The 18188-nt window shown below is 71.3% G+C and carries 17 protein-coding genes; 8 read left to right on the top strand and 9 right to left on the bottom strand.

Features of this window, described 5'->3' with window-relative positions:
* Window positions 1-5: 5 nt before the first annotated feature.
* Window positions 6-956, top strand: coding sequence for a helix-turn-helix domain-containing protein (locus EDF48_RS04525; protein ID WP_131878396.1), 951 nt, complete (start codon window positions 6-8; stop codon window positions 954-956).
* Window positions 957-1067: 111 nt separating this feature from the next.
* Window positions 1068-2072: a type I glyceraldehyde-3-phosphate dehydrogenase gene (gap, locus tag EDF48_RS04530; RefSeq protein WP_131878398.1), complete on the top strand. Its 1005-nt coding sequence runs from the start codon at window positions 1068-1070 to the stop codon at window positions 2070-2072.
* A 169-nt stretch (window positions 2073-2241) separates the two neighbouring features.
* Here the strand turns inward: gap and EDF48_RS04535 are convergent, their stop codons facing one another.
* The 7 genes from EDF48_RS04535 to EDF48_RS04565 all read right to left on the bottom strand — a co-directional run bounded on the left by EDF48_RS04535 (window position 2242) and on the right by EDF48_RS04565 (window position 10494).
* The gene (locus EDF48_RS04535) at window positions 2242-3330 is read right to left on the bottom strand and encodes a BadF/BadG/BcrA/BcrD ATPase family protein (RefSeq protein WP_243698031.1); all 1089 of its coding nucleotides are present in this window, start codon (window positions 3328-3330) and stop codon (window positions 2242-2244) included.
* Window positions 3318-4625 (bottom strand): 6-phospho-beta-glucosidase, encoded by a 1308-nt coding sequence (locus EDF48_RS04540; RefSeq protein WP_131878400.1) that lies wholly within the window; start codon window positions 4623-4625, stop codon window positions 3318-3320. Before EDF48_RS04540 ends, EDF48_RS04535 begins: the two co-directional genes overlap by 13 nt.
* Before the next feature lie 8 nt (window positions 4626-4633).
* Complete coding sequence (locus EDF48_RS04545; protein ID WP_123938925.1) at window positions 4634-5524, bottom strand: carbohydrate ABC transporter permease; 891 nt, start codon at window positions 5522-5524, stop codon at window positions 4634-4636.
* On the bottom strand, window positions 5524-6564 hold the full coding sequence (locus tag EDF48_RS04550; protein WP_207913218.1) for a sugar ABC transporter permease: 1041 nt from the start codon (window positions 6562-6564) through the stop codon (window positions 5524-5526). Before EDF48_RS04550 ends, EDF48_RS04545 begins: the two co-directional genes overlap by 1 nt.
* Window positions 6564-7922: an extracellular solute-binding protein gene (locus tag EDF48_RS04555; protein WP_243698032.1), complete on the bottom strand. Its 1359-nt coding sequence runs from the start codon at window positions 7920-7922 to the stop codon at window positions 6564-6566. The genes EDF48_RS04550 and EDF48_RS04555 overlap by 1 nt, the downstream gene beginning before the upstream one ends.
* A 143-nt stretch (window positions 7923-8065) precedes the next feature.
* Window positions 8066-9307 (bottom strand): ROK family transcriptional regulator, encoded by a 1242-nt coding sequence (locus EDF48_RS04560; RefSeq protein WP_131878402.1) that lies wholly within the window; start codon window positions 9305-9307, stop codon window positions 8066-8068.
* 137 nt (window positions 9308-9444) lie between these two features.
* Window positions 9445-10494, bottom strand: a complete 1050-nt coding sequence (locus tag EDF48_RS04565) for an alcohol dehydrogenase catalytic domain-containing protein (RefSeq protein WP_131878403.1) — start codon at window positions 10492-10494, stop codon at window positions 9445-9447.
* A gap of 78 nt (window positions 10495-10572) precedes the next feature.
* Here EDF48_RS04565 and EDF48_RS04570 point away from each other — a divergent pair, with 78 nt between their 5' ends.
* Both EDF48_RS04570 and EDF48_RS04575 read left to right on the top strand, forming a co-directional pair.
* Window positions 10573-11517 (top strand): DUF3097 domain-containing protein, encoded by a 945-nt coding sequence (locus tag EDF48_RS04570; protein ID WP_123340804.1) that lies wholly within the window; start codon window positions 10573-10575, stop codon window positions 11515-11517.
* A gap of 71 nt (window positions 11518-11588) precedes the next feature.
* The gene (locus tag EDF48_RS04575) at window positions 11589-12242 is read left to right on the top strand and encodes a spermidine/putrescine ABC transporter substrate-binding protein (RefSeq protein WP_123294054.1); all 654 of its coding nucleotides are present in this window, start codon (window positions 11589-11591) and stop codon (window positions 12240-12242) included.
* A gap of 111 nt (window positions 12243-12353) precedes the next feature.
* Here EDF48_RS04575 and EDF48_RS04580 read toward each other — a convergent pair whose 3' ends face one another.
* Window positions 12354-13367, bottom strand: coding sequence for a LacI family DNA-binding transcriptional regulator (locus EDF48_RS04580; protein WP_131878405.1), 1014 nt, complete (start codon window positions 13365-13367; stop codon window positions 12354-12356).
* Complete coding sequence (locus EDF48_RS04585; RefSeq protein WP_243698033.1) at window positions 13364-13786, bottom strand: DUF3054 domain-containing protein; 423 nt, start codon at window positions 13784-13786, stop codon at window positions 13364-13366. The genes EDF48_RS04580 and EDF48_RS04585 overlap by 4 nt, the downstream gene beginning before the upstream one ends.
* A 121-nt stretch (window positions 13787-13907) precedes the next feature.
* On the opposite strand from EDF48_RS04585, the gene EDF48_RS04590 reads away from it, so the two are divergent.
* From EDF48_RS04590 to EDF48_RS04605, 4 genes are all read left to right on the top strand, one after another.
* Complete coding sequence (locus EDF48_RS04590) at window positions 13908-14858, top strand: hypothetical protein (RefSeq protein ID WP_131878409.1); 951 nt, start codon at window positions 13908-13910, stop codon at window positions 14856-14858.
* A 285-nt stretch (window positions 14859-15143) separates the two neighbouring features.
* Complete coding sequence (locus EDF48_RS04595) at window positions 15144-16301, top strand: extracellular solute-binding protein (protein ID WP_131878411.1); 1158 nt, start codon at window positions 15144-15146, stop codon at window positions 16299-16301.
* Window positions 16298-17338 (top strand): ABC transporter permease subunit, encoded by a 1041-nt coding sequence (locus tag EDF48_RS04600; RefSeq protein ID WP_123294050.1) that lies wholly within the window; start codon window positions 16298-16300, stop codon window positions 17336-17338. The genes EDF48_RS04595 and EDF48_RS04600 overlap by 4 nt, the downstream gene beginning before the upstream one ends.
* Window positions 17335-18147: an ABC transporter permease subunit gene (locus tag EDF48_RS04605; protein ID WP_123340755.1), complete on the top strand. Its 813-nt coding sequence runs from the start codon at window positions 17335-17337 to the stop codon at window positions 18145-18147. Before EDF48_RS04600 ends, EDF48_RS04605 begins: the two co-directional genes overlap by 4 nt.
* Window positions 18148-18188 lie beyond the last annotated feature (41 nt).

Consider the following 18188-nt stretch of genomic DNA (forward strand, 5'->3'; position numbering starts at 1 on the left):
CCGGTATGGCCCGGACCCCACTGCACCGCGTCGCGGTCCTGGTGCTCGACGGCGCGAAACCGCTCGACGTCGGGATCCCCGCGCAGGTGTTCTCGAACCGGCCGAGCATGCCCTACGAGGTACGGGTCTGCGGCCCCCGGGTCGGTCGGATCACCGGCGGCGACGGGTTGGCCTACGCGGTCGACCACGGGCTGGAGGCACTGGACTGGGCGGAGACCGTCTTCGTGCCCGGCTACCGCCGCCCGTCGGACTCGGCGCCGCCGGCCGACGTCGTCACGGCACTCGCGCGGGCCCACGAGCGCGGCGTCCGCATCGCGGCGATCTCCACCGGGGCGTTCGCGCTCGCGGCAGCCGGGCTGCTCGACGGCCGCCGCGCGACGACGCACTGGCACTACACGCGGGTGCTCCGTGAGCGGTACCCCGAGGTGGACGTCGACGAGGACGTGCTGTTCGTCGACGCGGGCTCGGTGCTGACCAGTGCCGGCGCCGCGAGCGGGATCGACCTGTGCCTGCACATCGTCCGACAGGACCACGGCGTGGCGCTGTCGAACCACGTCGCCCGACGGCTCGTCAGTGCCCCGTACCGCAGCGGCGGCCAGGCGCAGTACGTACCGCGGAGCGTTCCCGAACCGCTCGGCGACGTGTTCGCCGACACCCGGGAGTGGGCGCTCCGGCACCTCGCCGAGCCGCTCACGCTCGAAGCGCTCGCGCGCAATGCCACGGTGTCGACCCGGACGTTCTCACGCCGGTTCGTGGAGGACACCGGGTACACGCCGATGCAGTGGGTGCTGCGGGCGCGCGTCGACCTCGCCCGGGAGCTCCTGGAGCAGTCCGACCTCGGCGTCGACCAGGTGGCCGAACGAGCGGGCCTCGGTTCCGACGCGAACCTGCGGACGCACTTCCGGCGGATCCTCGGGACCTCGCCCACCGAGTACCGCCGGACGTTCCAGGACTGACCGCGCCGACGCGGCGGTGGTGGCGACATCCTTTCGGACGCTGGCTTCCCTGCCACTGGAGCCGTGCCTCCCGGCCCGTGAGCATGGACCACGGAACGAAAGGAACTCCACATGACCCGCATCGCCATCAACGGCTTCGGCCGCATCGGCCGCAACACGCTCCGCGCCCTGCTCGCACGGGGCGGTGACGACCTCGAGGTCGTCGCCGTGAACGACCTGACCGCCCCCGACACACTCGCGCACCTGTTCCGCTACGACTCCGCCCTCGGGCCGTTCGACGGCACCGTCGAGGTCGACGGCGACACGCTCGTCATCGACGGCCGCCGCGTCCGCGTGCTCGCATCGACGTCGCCGGCGGACCTGCCCTGGGCCGAACTCGGCGTCGAGGTCGTCCTCGAGTCCACCGGACGCTTCACCGCACGCGACGCGGCAGCCGGGCACCTGACCGCCGGCGCCCGACGGGTCCTCATCAGTGCGCCGGCCACCGGAGCGGACGCCACCATCGCGTACGGCGTGAACTCGGACACGTTCGACCCGGCCGTGCACACGGTGATCTCGAACGCGTCGTGCACGACCAACGCGCTCGCACCCCTGGCGTCGGTGCTCGACGACCTGGCGGGCATCGAGCACGGGTTCATGACCACCGTGCACGCGTACACGCAGGAGCAGAACCTGCAGGACGGGCCGCACCGCGACCTGCGTCGGGCCCGCGCTGCCGGCGTGAACATCGTGCCGACGACGACCGGGGCGGCCAAGGCCATCGGGCTGGTGCTGCCCCGCCTGGAGGGCAAGCTGTCCGGTGACGCCATCCGCGTGCCGGTGCCCGTCGGGTCGATCGTCGAGCTGAACACCGTCGTGTCGCGGGACGTGACCGTGGACGAGGTGAACGAGGCCTACCGCGCCGCGGCTGCCGGTCCGCTCGCCGGGGTCCTGGCGTTCACGGTGGACCCGCTCGTGTCGACGGACATCACCGGGCGGCCGGAGTCGAGCATCTTCGACTCGCTGCTCACCCGCGTCGACGAGGGCCGGCACGTGAAGGTCGTCGCCTGGTACGACAACGAGTGGGGCTTCTCGAACCGCGTGGTCGACACGCTCGAGATGCTGGCGCGGGCGTAGGCCGCGGGGCCGCCGCCGGAGCCGGCGGTCGGTCCGCGCGCGGTTCGTGCCGCAAGAGCGACAGTCTGCGGCGAATGTTCGGCGGCAGACTGTCGCTTTCGCGAGGGGGTCGTGCGGGCGGGCGGGCGACGCCGCGCCCGCCGCGCCCGCGCCCGCGCCCGCGCGCGCGTCAGCGGATCAGCGCGGTCGTGCTCACGAAGGCACGGGAGCGCACGGCCTCGCGGTACCGCTCGAGCGCCGCGTCGTCGGCACCGACCGACTCCAGCGCCGCCAGCCCCGCGCCGAGCACCGGGGGATCGGTCACCCAGGTCGGCACCGCTCCGGGGACCCGGGCAGCGAGCCCGTCGACGACACCGTCCACGAGCAACGGGTGCCGAGCAGCGAGCACCCCGCCCCCGAGCACGACGGGCACCGGGTCGGCCACCGAACCTCCGAGGCCCAACCGCTCGAGCGCGACCGCGGCGAGCAGGACGATCTCCTCCGCCTGCCGCTCCACGACGCCCCGGGCCACCGCGTCGCCGGCTCCGGCCACGTCGAACAGCACCGGGCAGAGCCGGTTGAACACGCGCTGGTCCAAGCGGCCGAAGTGGATGGCCTCGGTGACCTCGCGGACGCTGCGCAGGCCCACCGCCGCCGGCACCGCGCCGACCAACGCCGTCGCCGGGCCGCGACCGTCGTCGGCCCGAGCCGCGTGCCAGAGCGCCCGGTTGCCGAGCCACGCGCCGCCACCCCAGTCGCCGGAGACGTCCCCGATGGCCGGGAACCGTGCGGTCGTGCCGTCGGCCCGCACCGCGAGGGCGTTGATCCCGGTGCCGCACACCACGGCCGCTGCGTCGGGGGACAGGGTGCCGGCCCGCAGCAGGGCGAACAGGTCGTTGTCCAGGACGTGTGGTTCGCCGCCGTCCTCGGCCCAGTGCGCGAGGGCCGCGGTCGCGGCGACGAGCTCGTCGTGCAGGTCGAGCCCGGCCAGGTACACGTGCGTCGTCCGGATGCGCCGGTCGCCCAGCTCGCTGACGACGCGCGCGCGGACGTCGTCGAGGATCGGGCCGGCGAGGTCCCAGCCCCGCGTCTGCGGGTTCGACCCCGGACCGCGCGCGTGCCCGACGATGGTCCCGTCGAGTGCGATCGCGACGACGTCGGTCTTGCTCCCGCCGCCGTCGACCGCGAGCACGACGTCGGTCGCGTCCGGTGGGACCGGCGCGGGCGGACGGGAGGCTCGGGCCGGGCCCGCCGCGCCGGTCCGGCTCAGCCCGCCCACGTCACCTGCTCCGATCGCGCCCACGGGATGTGTTCCGCGTTCGCGGCCAGGAGCAGGTCGGTGAGCTGCTCCGCCTTGTCCACCTGCCCGACGAGCGGGTGCGCCCACATCGCACGGAGCACCCGGTCGCGGCCACCGTGCACCGCGGCGTCGAGCGCGAGCCGCTCGTACCCGGCGACGTGCGATACGAGACCGACCATGTCCGGGTCGAGCGGGGAGACCGGCAACGGCGTGATCGCCTGGCGGGTGACGCGCGACGGCACCTCGATGACGTGGTCGTCCGGCAGGAACGGGAACGTGCCGTCGTTCCGCACGTTGAGGACCTGCACGTCGCCGCGGTCGCCGAGGATCGAGGACAGCACGTCGATCGCCGCCTCGGAGTAGTAGGCGCCGCCGCGCTGCTCGAGTTCGGCGGGCTTCGTCGCGACGGACTCGTCGGCGTACTTCGCGAGCAGGGCCCGCTCGGTCTCCATGACGGCCTCGGCACGGGTGGGCTCGTGCAGCTGCTCCTGCAGCACGATGTCGTGCGAGTAGAAGTACCGCAGGTAGTACGAGGGGATCGCGTGCTGCAGGCGGAGGAGGTCCGGGTGCATGTGCACGCTCTCCGCCGTCCGGCCGAGGGCACCGTCCGACTCGGCGAGCAGGTCCGCCATGACGTCGCGCTCGACGCCGTCCGCGCCCGTGACGTGCACGCCGCGCTCCCACGTCAGGTGGTTCAGGCCGACGTGGTCGAGCCGGACGTGGTCGGGGGCGACGCCGAACTCCTTCGCGAAGCGTCGCTGGAACCCGATCGCGACGTTGCACAGGCCGACGGCGCGGTGTCCGGCTTCGAGCAGGGCGCGGGTGACGATGCCGACGGGGTTGGTGAAGTCGACGATCCAGGCGTCCGGCTTGGCGTGCTTCCGGACGAGTTCGGCGTACTCCAGGACCACGGGCACGGTGCGGAGCGCCTTCGCGAACCCGCCCGGACCGGTGGTCTCCTGGCCGATGCAGCACGCTTCGTGCGGCCACGTCTCGTCCTGCTGGCGTGCGGCCTGCCCGCCGATGCGGAGCTGGAACATGACGGCATCGGCGTCGGTGACCCCGGCGACGACGTCGTCGGTGACGTGGATCGTGCCGGGGTGGCCGGCGTGCGCGAACATCCGCTTGGCGACACCGCCGACGAGTTCGCGGCGCACCGGGTCGGGGTCGACGAGCCAGAGCTCGTCGATGGGGAGCTGGTCGCGGAGCCGGGCGAAGCCGTCCACGAGTTCGGGGGTGTAGGTGGATCCGCCACCGACGACTGTGAGTTTCACTGGAGCTGCTATCCCTTCACGCCGGTGAGCGCGATGCCCTCGACGAATGCCTTCTGTGCGAAGAAGAAGATGATGACGACGGGGACCATGACGACGACGGTCATCGCCATCGTCATCGACCAGTCGGTGCCGTGCTGCCCGCGGAACGTGGCGAGCCCGTACGCCACCGGCCAGGCGGCCTGGTTCTCGGACGCGTACAGGAGCGGGCCGTAGTAGTCGTTCCACGAGTGGAAGAACATGAAGATCGCCGCCGACGCGATGCCCGGGCGGGCCATCGGGACGACCACGCGCCAGAGCACGCCCCACTCGCTGCAGCCGTCCATGCGGGCGGCGTCGCCGTACTCCTTGGGGATGGTCATGAAGAACTGGCGGAGCAGGAAGATGCTGAACGCGTCGCCGAGCAGGTTCGGCAGGATGAGCGGCCACAGGGTGCCGGTCAGGTGCAGGTGCGACCACATCACGTAGACCGGCACCGCGGTGACCTGCGGGGGCAGGAGCATCGCGACGATGATCACCGTGAAGATCAGGTTCGCGCCCCTGAACTTGATCTGGGCGAGCGCGTAGGCCGCGGGCACCGAGCTGATGAGCATGAACGCGGTGGCGAGGACGGCGTACATCGACGAGTTGCCGAACCACTGCGTGAGCGGCAGCTCGGTGAACACCCGCGCGTAGTTCGAGAAGTCGAACGGCCGGGGCACGATCGACGCCGTGAGGGCCTGGTTGCTCGACATCAGCGAGGTCAGGATGACGAACACGATCGGGGCGATGGTCAGGACGCCGAGGGCCACCAGAGCGGCGTGCTCGGCGATCCAAACCAGGGAGCGACCACGCGGCCTGCCGGTGCGGGGCGCTGGACCCCGGGGCGCCCGGGCGAGCGGGGACTGGGAGACGGCGGTCATCAGGACTCCTCCGGCCGGAACACACTGATCCGGCGCATCGTGAAGACGAGCACCACCGCGGTGATCACGAACAGGACCACGGCCATGGCGGACGCGTAGCCGAACTGGAAGTTCGCGAACCCGTGCTGGTAGAGCAGCTCGGTGTAGGTGAGCAGCGAGGTGCCCGGATAGCCGAGCTGGGCGGCGGTCCCGCCACCGATCGTCGCCTTGCCGCTCGCGACGCCCGAGGCGACGGCCGCCTCGGTGAAGTACTGCAGCGCGGCGATCACCCCCGTCACGGCGGCGAACCCGATCACCGGGGCGATCGTCGGCAGGGTGATGTGCCGGACCTGCTGGACGCCGTTCGCACCGTCGAGCGACGCGGCCTCGTACAGGTCGCGCGGCACGTCGAGCAGTGAGGCCAGGAAGATGATCATGATGTCGCCCATCACCCAGACGCCCAGGATCACCAGCGAGGGCTTCGACCACGCCGGGTCGTTGAACCACAGCGGGCCGTCGATGCCGAAGACCCGGAGGATCTGGTTCACCGGCCCGGTGCCCGGGTTGAAGAGGAACACGAACGCCACGACGCTCGCGACCGGCGGGACCAGGGCGGGCAGGTAGAACAGCGTCCGCCAGAACCCGGTGGCCGTCTTGGCCCGGCTGAGCAGCCCGGCCACCAGGAGTCCGCACACGATCCGGACCGGCACCAGGATGACGACGAACCACAGCGTGTTCACCACCGCGGGCCCGATCTGCGGGTCCTGGGTGAACAGGAACTTGTAGTTCAGGAACCCGACGAACTCGGGCTCCTGCAGCTGGTTGTAGCGCGTGAACGAGTAGAAGATCGACGCGACGAGCGGGTAGGCGAAGAAGATCACCAGGCCCGCCAGGGCCGGCGCGAGCATCGTCAGGGCGACGAGGCGGCGCCGGGACTCTGCGGAACGGGGCCGACGTCGCGGAGCCGTCGGGGGCACCGGACCGGACCCCGTCGGGCCCGTGGGCCGGGCGGCGCGGGCGAGCCGCGCCTCCCGGCCGGTCGTCTTGGTGGTGAGGCTCATCACGGACCAGCCAGCTGGTTCGCGTTGTCGATGTCGGAGTCCAGCTTCTTCAGCTTCGCGTCGAGGTCGCCGCCGTTCTGCTGGTAGGCCTGCCAGAACTTCGTGAAGGTGCCGATGTAGGCGGCACCGTCCGCGGTGCCCGGCGAGGTCATCGTGTCCTTGTTGCCCGCGACGTCGACGAAGGTCTTGTAGTTCTCGTCGACCTCGAGGTCGGGGGACTCCAGCGCCGAGGTGAGCGTCGGGATGTTCTTCAGACCGTTGCCCATCGTGACCTGCGCGTCGGTGTTGGTGGACAGGTACTTCAGGAGCGCCCACGACAGCTCGGGGTTCTTGGACCCCTTCGCGATGCCCGCGACGTTGCCCGCGATGTACGTCGAGCCGTAGTTGCCGAGGCCGTCCATCACCGGTGTCGGGGACGTGCCGTAGTCGAGGTCCGGCTTCTGGTCCTTGAGGAACGCCGTGCGGTACTCGCCGTCGATCTGCATCGCGACCTGACCGGTCTGGAACGCGTTGTCGGCCGCGAACTCCTGCCCGAGGCCGGACGTGAAGGCCTTGAGCTTGTCGTAGCCGATCTCGTCGACGAAGCCCTTCTGCCAGGTGATGAGCTTCTTCCACGCGTCGGACGTACCGATCACGCTGTTGCCGTCCTTGTCGAGCCACGAGCCGTCGACCATCGGCGCCCAGTGCTCGGGCGAGTTCTCGTAGAAGTCGATGAGCGGGTTGAAGCCGAGCTGCTTGATGGAGCCGTCGGCGTTGTACGTCGTCAGCTTCAGTGCGTCGGTCTTCAGCTCGTCGAGCGTCTTCGGCGGAGTCGTGATGCCCGCCTTCTCGAGCAGCGGCTTGTTGTACATGAGCGCGCTGACGTCGGCGAGGGCCGGCAGGGTGCAGCGCGTGCCCTTGTACTGCGTGTACGACTGCACCGCCTTCGGGATGTCGGACAGGTCGACCTTGTCGCGCTTGATGTACGGCGACAGGTCGCGGAAGGCACCCGAGGAGCAGAAGCTGCCGACGATCGCGGTCGAGTACGACAGGCCCACGTCGATGTTCTGGCCGGACGAGATCGCCTTCTGCAGCTTCTCGTCGTCCTGGCCGGCGTGGATGTCGACGGTGACGTCGGGGTTGGCCTTCTCGAAGCCCGCGACGGCGGTCTTCACGACGCCGGCTTCACGGCCGGTGAAGAAGTGCCACAGGGACACGGTGCCCTTGAGCTCCTTCGGGGCGCTCTTCTCGATCGAGTCGGCGCTGCTGCCGGAGCTGCAGCCGGCGACGACGAGGGCGCCGGCCGCGGCGACGGCGGTGGCGGTGGCGATGCGGCGGAACACCCGGCGGCGCGGGACGTTCGGTTCGGGGAGGGACAAGGCGGTACTCGCTCTCTGGTCTCGCTCCGTCGCCGTCCGTTTCCGGGCGCCGCCCGTTTCCGGGCGCCGCCCGTTTCCGGGCGCGACGAAGAGCCCTGTGACAGGGCTGGGTGATGGTGCCTCGAGTGGTGCGGGTGGAACGTTCAGGGGCGCTCGACGGGGTCCGGCGTCGGGGCATCGTCACTGATGCGCTCGAGCCGGTCCGCGAGCGCGGTGCGGACGACGTCGATGAGGACGTGCCGCGCACCGTGCAGGACGGGGGTGTCGGGGACGCCGGGCGCGACCACGGCGGTGGACCAGCGCGAGCGGGTCCGGAGCCAGGCGGTCACGGCGGCGGCCAGGGCGGGGCCACCGGCGATCCCGGTCGGGCCGTGCAGGACGACCGTCTCGGGATCGGCCACGGCGAGGGCGGGGAGCACGTTGTGCCCGACGCGCTCGCCGAGGGCGACGGTGAAGGGGTGCTGCTCGGGCAGGCCGGGCAGTTGCGGGAGCACCTGGCGCCAGTCGGCTGCGGTGCCGTCCGGTGCCGTGATCCCGTGCTCGGCGGCCAGGGCGATGATCGCGGACTCGGAGATGAGGTCCGCGACGATCGTGGCCGTCGGGTCGATGGAGCGTGCGTCGGCGGGCACGCTGAGGTAGCCGATCTCCCCCGCGGCACCGGAGGCGCCGGTGTGCAGGTGACCGTGCAGGTCGAGGGCCATGCCGAGGCCCTCGGCCATCCAGAAGAGCGCGAACGACCCGGGTGCTCGACCGGCCCCCATGTTGCGTTCGGCGATGGCGGCGAGGTTGGCGTCGTTCTCGACGACGACGTGGACCCCGAGCTCGGCGGAGAGGGTCGCGCTGACCTGCTCGCGGGGCCAGCCGGGCAGTCCGTCGGTGAAGATGAGGGTGTCGGTGGCGTGGTCGACACTCGCCTGCACACCCACCGCGACGGCGGTGACGAGCTCGGGGTCCACACCGGCCGCGGCGGCTGCGCGGGAGATCGCGGCGGCGACGATGTCGGCGCCGGGGGAGCGCACCTCGGCCTCGGACATCCGGTGCGTGGCGACCGGGAACGTGCGACCGGCGGCGTCCACCACGGTCGACCGGACGTCGACGAGCTGGACGTCCACCGCGACACCGAGGTCGCGGTCGGTGATCGCTTCGTACACGACGGCGCTCGGCCCGCGGCGCCCGGCATGCGTGTCCGTGCCGGCCTGGCGGATGAGCGCAGTCGACTCGAGCCGACGGATGATCTCAGCGGCGGTGGGCTTGCTGAGCCCGGTGCGCTGCGCGATCTCGTTGCGGGTGAGCGGGCCGTCGTCGAGCAGCAGCTCGAGGGCCGCCCGGTCGTTCAGGACGCGCAGCAGACCGGGCTGGCCGGGGGTGCGTCCTCGTGTGGTCATGTCGAGGACTGTAACGGACAACTTTCTTTACTGAAAGGTTTGTTTACCGATTCGAAACACGCGTTCTGCTGCGCGAAACGTGCCGCCCCGACGGAGGTGCGCCGGACGCCGGCCGGGTGCCCGCGAGCGACCGGCGCCTACGGCCGCAGCAGCACCTTGATCGCCCGACGCTCGTCCATCGCCCGGTACGCCTCGGCGGCCTCGTCGAGCGGCAGCTCGAGGTCGAACACGCGCCCGGGGTCGATCGCTCCGGACAGCACGTCGGGCAGCAGCTCCGGGATGTACTTCCGTGCCGGCGCCATCCCGCCCGCGACGGCGATGTTCGTGTCGAAGAGGTAGCGCGTCCCGATGGTCGGCACGCCGTGCGGGACCCCGACGAAGCCGAGGTTGCCGCCCGCGCGCACCGAGTGCAGCGCCTGGTCCATGCTCTCCTCGGTGCCGACGGCCTCGACCGCGCAGTCAGCCAGGTCGCCGCCGAGCAGCTCGCGGATCGCCGCGACGCCCTCCTCGCCGCGCTCGGACACGATGTCCGTCGCGCCGAACTCGCGTGCCAGCGCCTGGCGATCGGCGTGCCGGCTCATTGCGATGATGCGCTCGGCGCCGAGTCGCTTCGACGCGAGCACGGCGGACAGGCCGACCGCGCCGTCGCCGACCACCACGACGGTCTTGCCCGGACCGACCGCCGCCGACACCGCGGCGTGGTGCCCGGTGGAGAAGACGTCGGACAGGGTCAGCAGCGACGGCACGAGCGCCGGGTCGACGGGGCCGGGCACCGCGACGAGGGTCGCCGACGCGTCCGGGATGCGGACGTACTCGGCCTGCGCGCCGCCGACCGGGTCGCCGTACGCGTCCTTCCCGCCGAAGCCGGACAGGTGGTCGCAGCCGCTGGTCATCCCGTGGCGGCAGGCCTGGCAGGTGCCGTCGTTCATGGTGAAGGGGGAGATCACGAAGTCGCCCTCGTGCAGGTCGGTGACCGCGTCGCCGACGGCGACGACCTCGCCGACGAGTTCGTGCCCGATCGGCCGGGGCTCCTTCGTCTTCGTGACGCCGCGGCACGGCCACAGGTCCGAGCCGCACACGCACGCGGCGACGACCTTGACGACGACGTCCTTCGGGGTGAGCACCGAGGGACGGTCGCGCTCCTCGACGCGGATGTCGTTCGGGGCGTGGATGATCGCTGCGCGCACGGGAGGCCTTCCGTCGAGATGGTGGGTGTCGGCGCGGTCGACGTCGTCCGGGCCGACGTCGACAGTACCCTCGTGCGGGTGGACGACGACCGGTACGGCGGGGACGTGCTCTCGGGAGACTGGCGCTCCCGCGGGGTGAAGAAGGTGCGGCAGGTGCCGCTCGAACGCGACATGGTGCTCGAGGACCCGGACTCCGGGTGGGCCGGTGCCGTCGTCGGACTCGAGGCGGGCAACATCGCACTCGAGGACTGGAAGGGCCGCACCCGTTCCTTCCCCTTCACCGGGCAGTTCCTGCTCGAGGGCGAGCTCGTCACACTGGGCCGCCCGCAGGCGCCGGTCGGCCGGTCTGCCGCAGCTGCTGCCGGCTCGCCGGGTTCGCTGGGTTCCGTTCACTCGGACTGGAGGCCCGGGGCCGCGCCCGCCGTGCGGCAGGCGTCCGACGGCGGTCGCCTCCGCACCGCGTCCGGATCCTTCGCGGTGGAGTCGCAGCGTGCCCGGGTGGCTCTGCCCTCGCGCATCATGGTCGAGGGCAAGCACGACGCTGAGCTCGTCGAGAAGGTCTGGGGAACCGACCTGCGCGTCGAGGGCGTCGTCGTCGAGGAGCTCTCCGGCGTCGACAACCTCGCTTCGGTGCTCGATGAGTTCCAGCCCTCGCGAGACCGACGCGTCGGCGTGCTCGTCGACCACCTGGTGCCCGGGTCGAAGGAGTCCCGCTTCGCCGAGGCAGTGATGCGCGGCAAGTGGGGCGCGCACGTGCTCGTCGTCGGGCACCCGTTCGTCGACGTCTGGCAGTCCGTGAAGCCCGCCCGCGTCGGACTGCAGGCCTGGCCGACGATCCCGCGGTCGATCGAGTGGAAGAAGGGGATCTGCCAGGCGCTCGGGTGGCCGAACGCCGAGCAGGCCGACATCGCGCGGGCGTGGCAGCGGATCCTCGGGCAGGTGCGCACCTTCGCCGATCTCGAGCCGCAGCTGCTCGGCCGTGTCGAGGAGCTCATCGACTTCGTGACGGAACCGAAGGCCTGAGAACCCGGCCGTTCTGGGCAGGCGCGCGGAATGAGCGGGTGATCCGCGCCTCCGCTCCGTATCGTTGGGGCATGGACGGCATCGACGGACGCGTGCGCAGCGCTGTCGACGTCTGGCTGCGCTGGCTGCCGCGCTGGCAGATCGGCACCGCCCGCCCGCGCACCCGCATCTGCCGGAAGTGCACCGGATCCCCGATCGCGAGTGCCGCCGGCTTCGGGCAGGACGTCCCGCACGCCGTCCAGCACGCGCTCATCGGCCGGATCTCGACCATCGTCGAGGACGCCGTCGACGACTACACCGCCAAGAACCTGCCGCTGCTGCAGCGCGAGCTCGAGCGTGCGGCGGCGCGGAAGCGGCACGCCGGCTACCAGCCGGCGGAGGGGCTGTCGCCCGAGTTCCAGGGCCTCGACGTCGATCCCGAGCCCTCGCCGGGTTCGCCGTTCCTCTTCACGCTCGGGGAGCTGGCGGGGACGGGCGCGGGGGAGCAGACACCACGCGAGCCGCTGTCGGACGAGGCGAAGGCGGCGCTCCGACACGAGATCGAGCTGTCCGACGAGTGCGCTCGCTCGACCGGGACGGCGGTGTGCCTGGCGCTCATCGACCACCGGCCGCGCATCGCCGAGGCGGTGGAGCGCCTGGTCGAACCGCAGATCGAGGCGCTCGTGTCCGACATGTTCCGCGGGTTCGACGGTCCGGACGAGGGTCCGCGCAGCGGGCTGTTCTAGCCGTGGCGGCGCGCGCGGGCGCGGGCTTCGCCCGGTGCGAGGTTGACCACGCCGTGCGCGCTTGTTGCGCTGCACCGAGTGGTCAACCTCGCACCGTGCGCGGTCCGTCGGTCAGCGGGGGAGCAGCGTGCGACCGGGCACGACGGTGCCCCGGAGTGAGCGGTGCTCGACGGCACGCGTCGGGTCGTCGATCCGGCCGATGACGAGGTCGATCGCCTCGCGGCCGATGCGTTCGATCGGCTGCTCGAGCGTCGTGAACCCGATCCAGTCGCTCGCGAGGGGGTACACGCCGTCGAACCCGGTGACCGACAGATCGTGCGGGACCCGGACACCGCGGCGTGCGAGCGCCTCGCACACGTCGAGCATGAGCCGGTCCGTCGGGCACATCACCGCGGTCACGTCCGACTCGTGCATCGCGTCGACCAGGTCGGCGGCGAGGTCGTCCGGTGGTCGCACGAAGCTGGCGTCGATGTCGATGACCCGGACACCACGTGCGCGGAGCCGTTCGACCATCGCCGTCGAGCGGGCGTGCTGCGTGATCGCGTTGTCGAGTGGGACGGTGAGTACGGCGACCGTGCTATGGCCGGCGTCGGCGACGGTGTCGGCGATGGTCGCGCCACCGTCCACCTCGTCGCAGTACACGCTGGACAGTGCCGGGTGGAGTTCGGGCCGGCCGGCGACCACGGTGGCGATCCGCGGGGCGAACTCGGCGATGTCGGCCGACGGCATCAAGCCGCTGCAGACCACGAGGCCGTCCACCCGCATCGACACGAGTGCGGCGAGTGCGGACTTCTCGTCCTCGACACGGCCGACACCCGTGGTGGTGACGACGCGGTAGCCCAGCTCGGACGCGCGGCGCTCCATCACGGCGTGCAGTGCGGTGTAGACCATCGACGACGCATCGCGGACGAGCATGCCGATGGTGTGCGTCCGACCGCTGACGAGCCCGCGTGCCATGGCGTTGGCGACGTACCCGAGCTCGGCTGCGGCGCGCTCGACCCGCTCGCGAGTCTCATCGGAGAACCGTCCGGTGCCGGAGAGGACACGGCTCACCGCGGACTTCGAGACGCCTGCTCGTGCGGCGACGTCGAGGATGGTCGGCTGGGACCCGCGGCTGGCGTTCACGCCTCGGTCGCGGCGGCGTCCTGCCGGGACCGCGACGCGGTGAAGCGCAGCACCCCGCGGGCGATCGCGCGCCAACCGAGCAGGAACACCCCGAGCACGATCGTGGCGACGATGACGAAGGAGATCGGCAGCGGGTTGCCGTCGACGTCGCCCTGACCCGTGGCGACGCGGATCGCCATGCCGACGAACACCGTGAGGATCCATACGACGACGCCGGTCGGCCAGAAGCGCAGCGGGCGGGCCCAGGCTCCACTCGTCACGTACCCGATCGCCCAGCCCGCCAGGAACGGGCAGACGGTGGTCCAGATCCCCAGTGCGGTGTTGCCCTCGCCGTGGGAGGAACGGCCGATGAGCGCGAAGACGACGATGAGGACGACGTCGATGACGGCTGCGAGCCAACCCCAGGTGCGTGTGTTCACCCGGACAGTCTCGCAGCCCGGACGGCTCCGGCCTCTCCACAGGCGGGCGTCGCCCTCGTCTTGTCCACAGATCCGCCGCCGTCCCGACGGCTCCCGTTCCCCGACCATCACCATCGTCGGGGTGAACCGTCAGATCGCCCTCGCCCCACTTCCCGCCGTCACCGTCCTCCGGACCTCGGCGCACCATCCAGCCGAGTCCGAGGTGATCAGGAGGCGGGCGGACGCGCAGGAGCTCGTCCGCATCGGGCGAGGGAAGTTCGTCGACGCTGCCGCTTGGGCAGCCCTCCGGCCAGCGGAACAGCACCTGGTCCGCGTCGGTGCGTCCGCCGATCGCATCGGACCCGACCAGGTCGTCTCACACGTCTCGGCGGCGGTCGTACTCGGTGTGCCGACGGTGTCGCCGCCGCCCGATCGAGTGCACGTGACCTCGGTCGGGAGTGATCGGCGGACCACGAATGCTTCCTTCGTCGTCCACGCCGACCTCGACCCGGTACCAGACCCGAACCGGATCAGCACGCCGGAAGGCCTGCAGCTGAGCGGACCTGTTCGGATCGCTGCCGACGTGGCCCTCACGCTCCCGTTCATGGACGCCGTCGTGGCGCTTGACGACCTGCTCCGTCGGGGTCTTCCCCGAGCAGCCGTGCGCGACACGATCGCGCGACGTGGCCCCAAGGGGCGCCGTCGCGCGCTCCGTGCGGTGGACTTCGCCGACTCCGCGTCGGACTCGCCGGGTGAGTCGATCGCGCGCACCCGGTTCGATCAGTTCGGCACGGAGGAGCCCGTCCTGCAGCACCGTTTCCGGTCGTCCGGGCAACCGGACATCGTGGTGGACTTCTGGTTCCCCTCGGCCGGCGTCGTGGTCGAGTTCGACGGCGAGGTGAAGTACCGGGACCCGACGATGCGGAACGGGCGTTCGGCGGAGGACGTGGTCATCGCCGAGAAGTACCGGGAGGACCGGCTGCGGTCCTTGCCCGGCGTCCGGCACGTCGTGCGGTTGCGATGGGCTGATCTCTGGGACGAGGCGACGTTGCGCGCGAAGCTGCGGCGGGCAGGCGTTCGGATGCGACGCTGAGCGCGCCGTGCGAAGTTCGCCACTCGGTGCGAGGTTGTTGCGGCGCACGGGGTGATCAACCTCGCACCAGAGCAGGCGCTGCGCCGGCCGCGGCCCCCGGAGTTCACCCGGCGGCGACGCCCGCGGCACCCGGCGTTCACCCGGTAGCGCCACACTCGACCTCGGCGCGGGAACGTTCCCACACGGCCCGCGCCACACCACCCCGCACGACCCGCACAACCCCCCCCCACCCCGCACCACCCCACCCCGGACGACCCCACCCCACGGAACAGGGAGATCATCGACGTGAAGACCCGAGTCCTCGCCGGCCTCGCCATCGCGGCGGCCGCGACCGTCGCACTGTCCGGCTGCGTCCAGAGCGCCAACGCCTCGAACGCCGCGGACACGAGCGGCGGCACCACGAACCTCACCGTGTTCATCAGCGGCGACACGAACGTCCAGGACCTCTGGGACAAGTCGCTCATCCCCGCCTTCGAGAAGGCGAACCCGAAGATCCACGTCAGCACGAGCATCGACCTGCACGGCGAGCACGACGCGCAGACCCAGGCGAACCTGGCCACCGCGGTCAAGGCCGGCAAGTCCGTCGCGTACGACCTGGTCGACGCCGGCTTCGTCAGCACCGCGGGCAAGGCCGGACTGCTCAGCACGGTCAGCGACAGCACGATCCCGAACCTGAAGGACGTCCCCGAGGCCACGAAGCAGCAGGGCGGCGACAGCGCGATCCCGTACCGCGCCTCGAGCGTCCTGCTCGCCTACGACTCGAGCAAGGTGACGGACCCGCCGGAGAGCCTCGACGACCTCCTCGCCTGGATCAAGGCCAACCCCGGTCAGTTCGCGTACAACTCCCCGTCGTCCGGCGGCTCCGGCGGCTCGTTCGTCGCCACGGTGCTCGCGAAGTACCTGACCGCGGAGGAGCAGGCGACGATGCAGACGACGTACGACAAGTCGCTCGAGTCGAAGTGGGACAAGGGCTTCGCAGCGCTCAAGGACCTCGGCCCCTCGACGTACCAGAAGGGGGTCTACCCGAACGGCAACGACCAGGTCGTGCAGCTGCTCGGCAGCGGCCAGATCGCGATGGCGCCGGTGTGGAGCGACCAGTTCATCACCTCGCAGAAGACCGGCGTGATCCCGAAGACCGTCAAGGCGATCCAGATCACCGACCCGTCGTTCACCGGCAGCGCGAGCTTCCTCGGCATCCCGAAGACCGAGCCGAAGGCCAAGAAGGCCGCCGCCGAACAGCTCGCCGACTTCGTCCTGAGCTCCAAGGGGCAGCAACTCGTCGCGAGCGCCGTCTCCGGCTACCCGGTCATCCCGCTCGACAGCCTGCCGGCGTCGGTCGCGGAGCAGTTCGCCGACGCGAACCCCTCGCAGCTCCGCCTCGGGTTCCAGAGCGACTTCGCCGCCGACATGAACGCGGCGTGGGACGCGAAGGTCCCGCAGTGACCCAGACCGTCCAGGACGGCCCGGCAACTGACCGGGAGGCCCGTGGCGACTCCGCCACGGGCCTCCCGCCCGTCCCGTCGCCCTCCCACGGCACCGCGGACCCCGCAGGTCGGCTGTCCGTCCAGGAGCGGCTCGACCGCCGTCGGCGGTGGCAGGGCCTCGCCCTCGTCGCGGCGCCCGTCCTCGTCGTGGTCCTGTTCGTCGGCGTACCGGTGGTGAACGCCGCGCTGTTCAGCCTCGGGTTCACCGGCGGCCTGAACCAGGCACTCGCGGACATCGGCGGCGACACCGTGCGCGGCTTCTCGTTCGCGGTGTACGGCACCCTGCTCGGCAACGCCACGTTCCTGCGCGACCTCGTCGCGACGCTCGGGGTCACCGCGTTGTCGACCGGTCTGACCGTGGCGCTCGCCGTGGCGGTGGCGGTGATCCTCCGGCTCCGCGGTGGTTTCCTCGGCAAGAGCCTCAGCGTCCTGGCCGTGGTCCCGCTCTTCGTGCCGGTGGTCATCGCGAGCTGGTCGGTCCTGACGTTCACCGATGCGCAGGGCTTCCTCCGCAGCCTCGGTGCCCAGTTCGGCCTCGACGTCCCGGTGTGGGGCTACACCCTCGTCGCCGTGGTGTTCGGCAGCGTCTGGACGAGCCTGCCGTTCGCGGTGCTGATGATCGCCGGCGCGCTGCAGGGAACTCCGGACGCCCTGGTCGAGGCCGCGAAGGACGCCGGCGCGAGCACGTGGCGGGTGGTCTGGCAGGTGCTCCTGCCGATGGCGGCGACCCCGCTCGTCATCGCGACGACGTTCACCGTCATCGGGGTCCTCGGGTCGTTCACGGTGCCGTACTTCACCGGTCCGAACGCCCCGACGATGCTCGGTGTCGACATCTCGAAGTACTTCCAGGCCTACAACCGCCCGCAGCAGTCGACGGCGATGGCGTTCATCGTGTTCGCCTTCGCCGCGGCCGCGAGCGTGTTCTACCTGCGCTCGACGGTCCGGGCGAACGCCGGCGAGCTGCGGAAGCAGCAGCAGAAGCAGGAGCAGCCGTGATCAAGCGACTCACCGGGAACACCCTCGTCTGGGCCACCGCCGTCGTGCTGGCCGTCTTCGTGCTCGGTCCGCTCCTCTGGCTGGCGGCACGTGCCTTCGCCACGACCTGGACGTACCCGAACCTGTTGCCCGACGGCTGGACGCTGCAGTGGTGGGGCACCGTGTTCGAGGACCGGAGCCTGGCGGTCGCCGTCCAGAACTCGCTCGTCCTCGCCCCGCTGACCGTGCTCATCGCCGCCGTGGTCTGCCTGCCGGCCGCGTGGGCGATCAGCCGCATCGAGTTCCCCGGGCGACGGCTCGTCCTGGTCGGGCTGTTCGCCACGAACGCGTTCCCGAAGATGGGCCTCTTCGTCACGATGTCGGCGATGTTCACCGCGCTGAACCTCATGAACACGGTCACGGGCATCCTCATCGTGCACGTCCTGGGCTGCGTGGTGTTCATGACGTGGCTGCCCGCCGCCGCGTTCTCGGCCGTCCCGCGGTCCCTCGAGGAAGCAGCACGCGACGCCGGCGCGAGCCGCTGGCGGACCTTCTGGCGGGTGACGTTCCCGATCGCGTGGCCGGGGATCCTCGTCGCGATGGTGATGTCGTTCCTGGCGTCCTTCGACGAGGCGCAGGGCACGTACTTGGTCGGCGCGCCGACCTACATGACGATGCCGACGGCGATGTACTCGCTCGTCCTGAACTCCCCACGCCAGGTCTCCGCGGTGTTCGCGATCGCGTTGAGCATCCCGTCCGTGGTCCTGCTGCTCCTCGCCCGGAAGCACATCATGGGCGGCCGCCTGGCGGACGGCTTCCAGATCCGATGACGCGGCCGCAACCGACCGAGCTGACACCCGGACCGACACCG

Source organism: Curtobacterium sp. PhB191, from assembly GCF_004346515.1.
In the GTDB taxonomy this organism is placed as follows: domain Bacteria; phylum Actinomycetota; class Actinomycetes; order Actinomycetales; family Microbacteriaceae; genus Curtobacterium.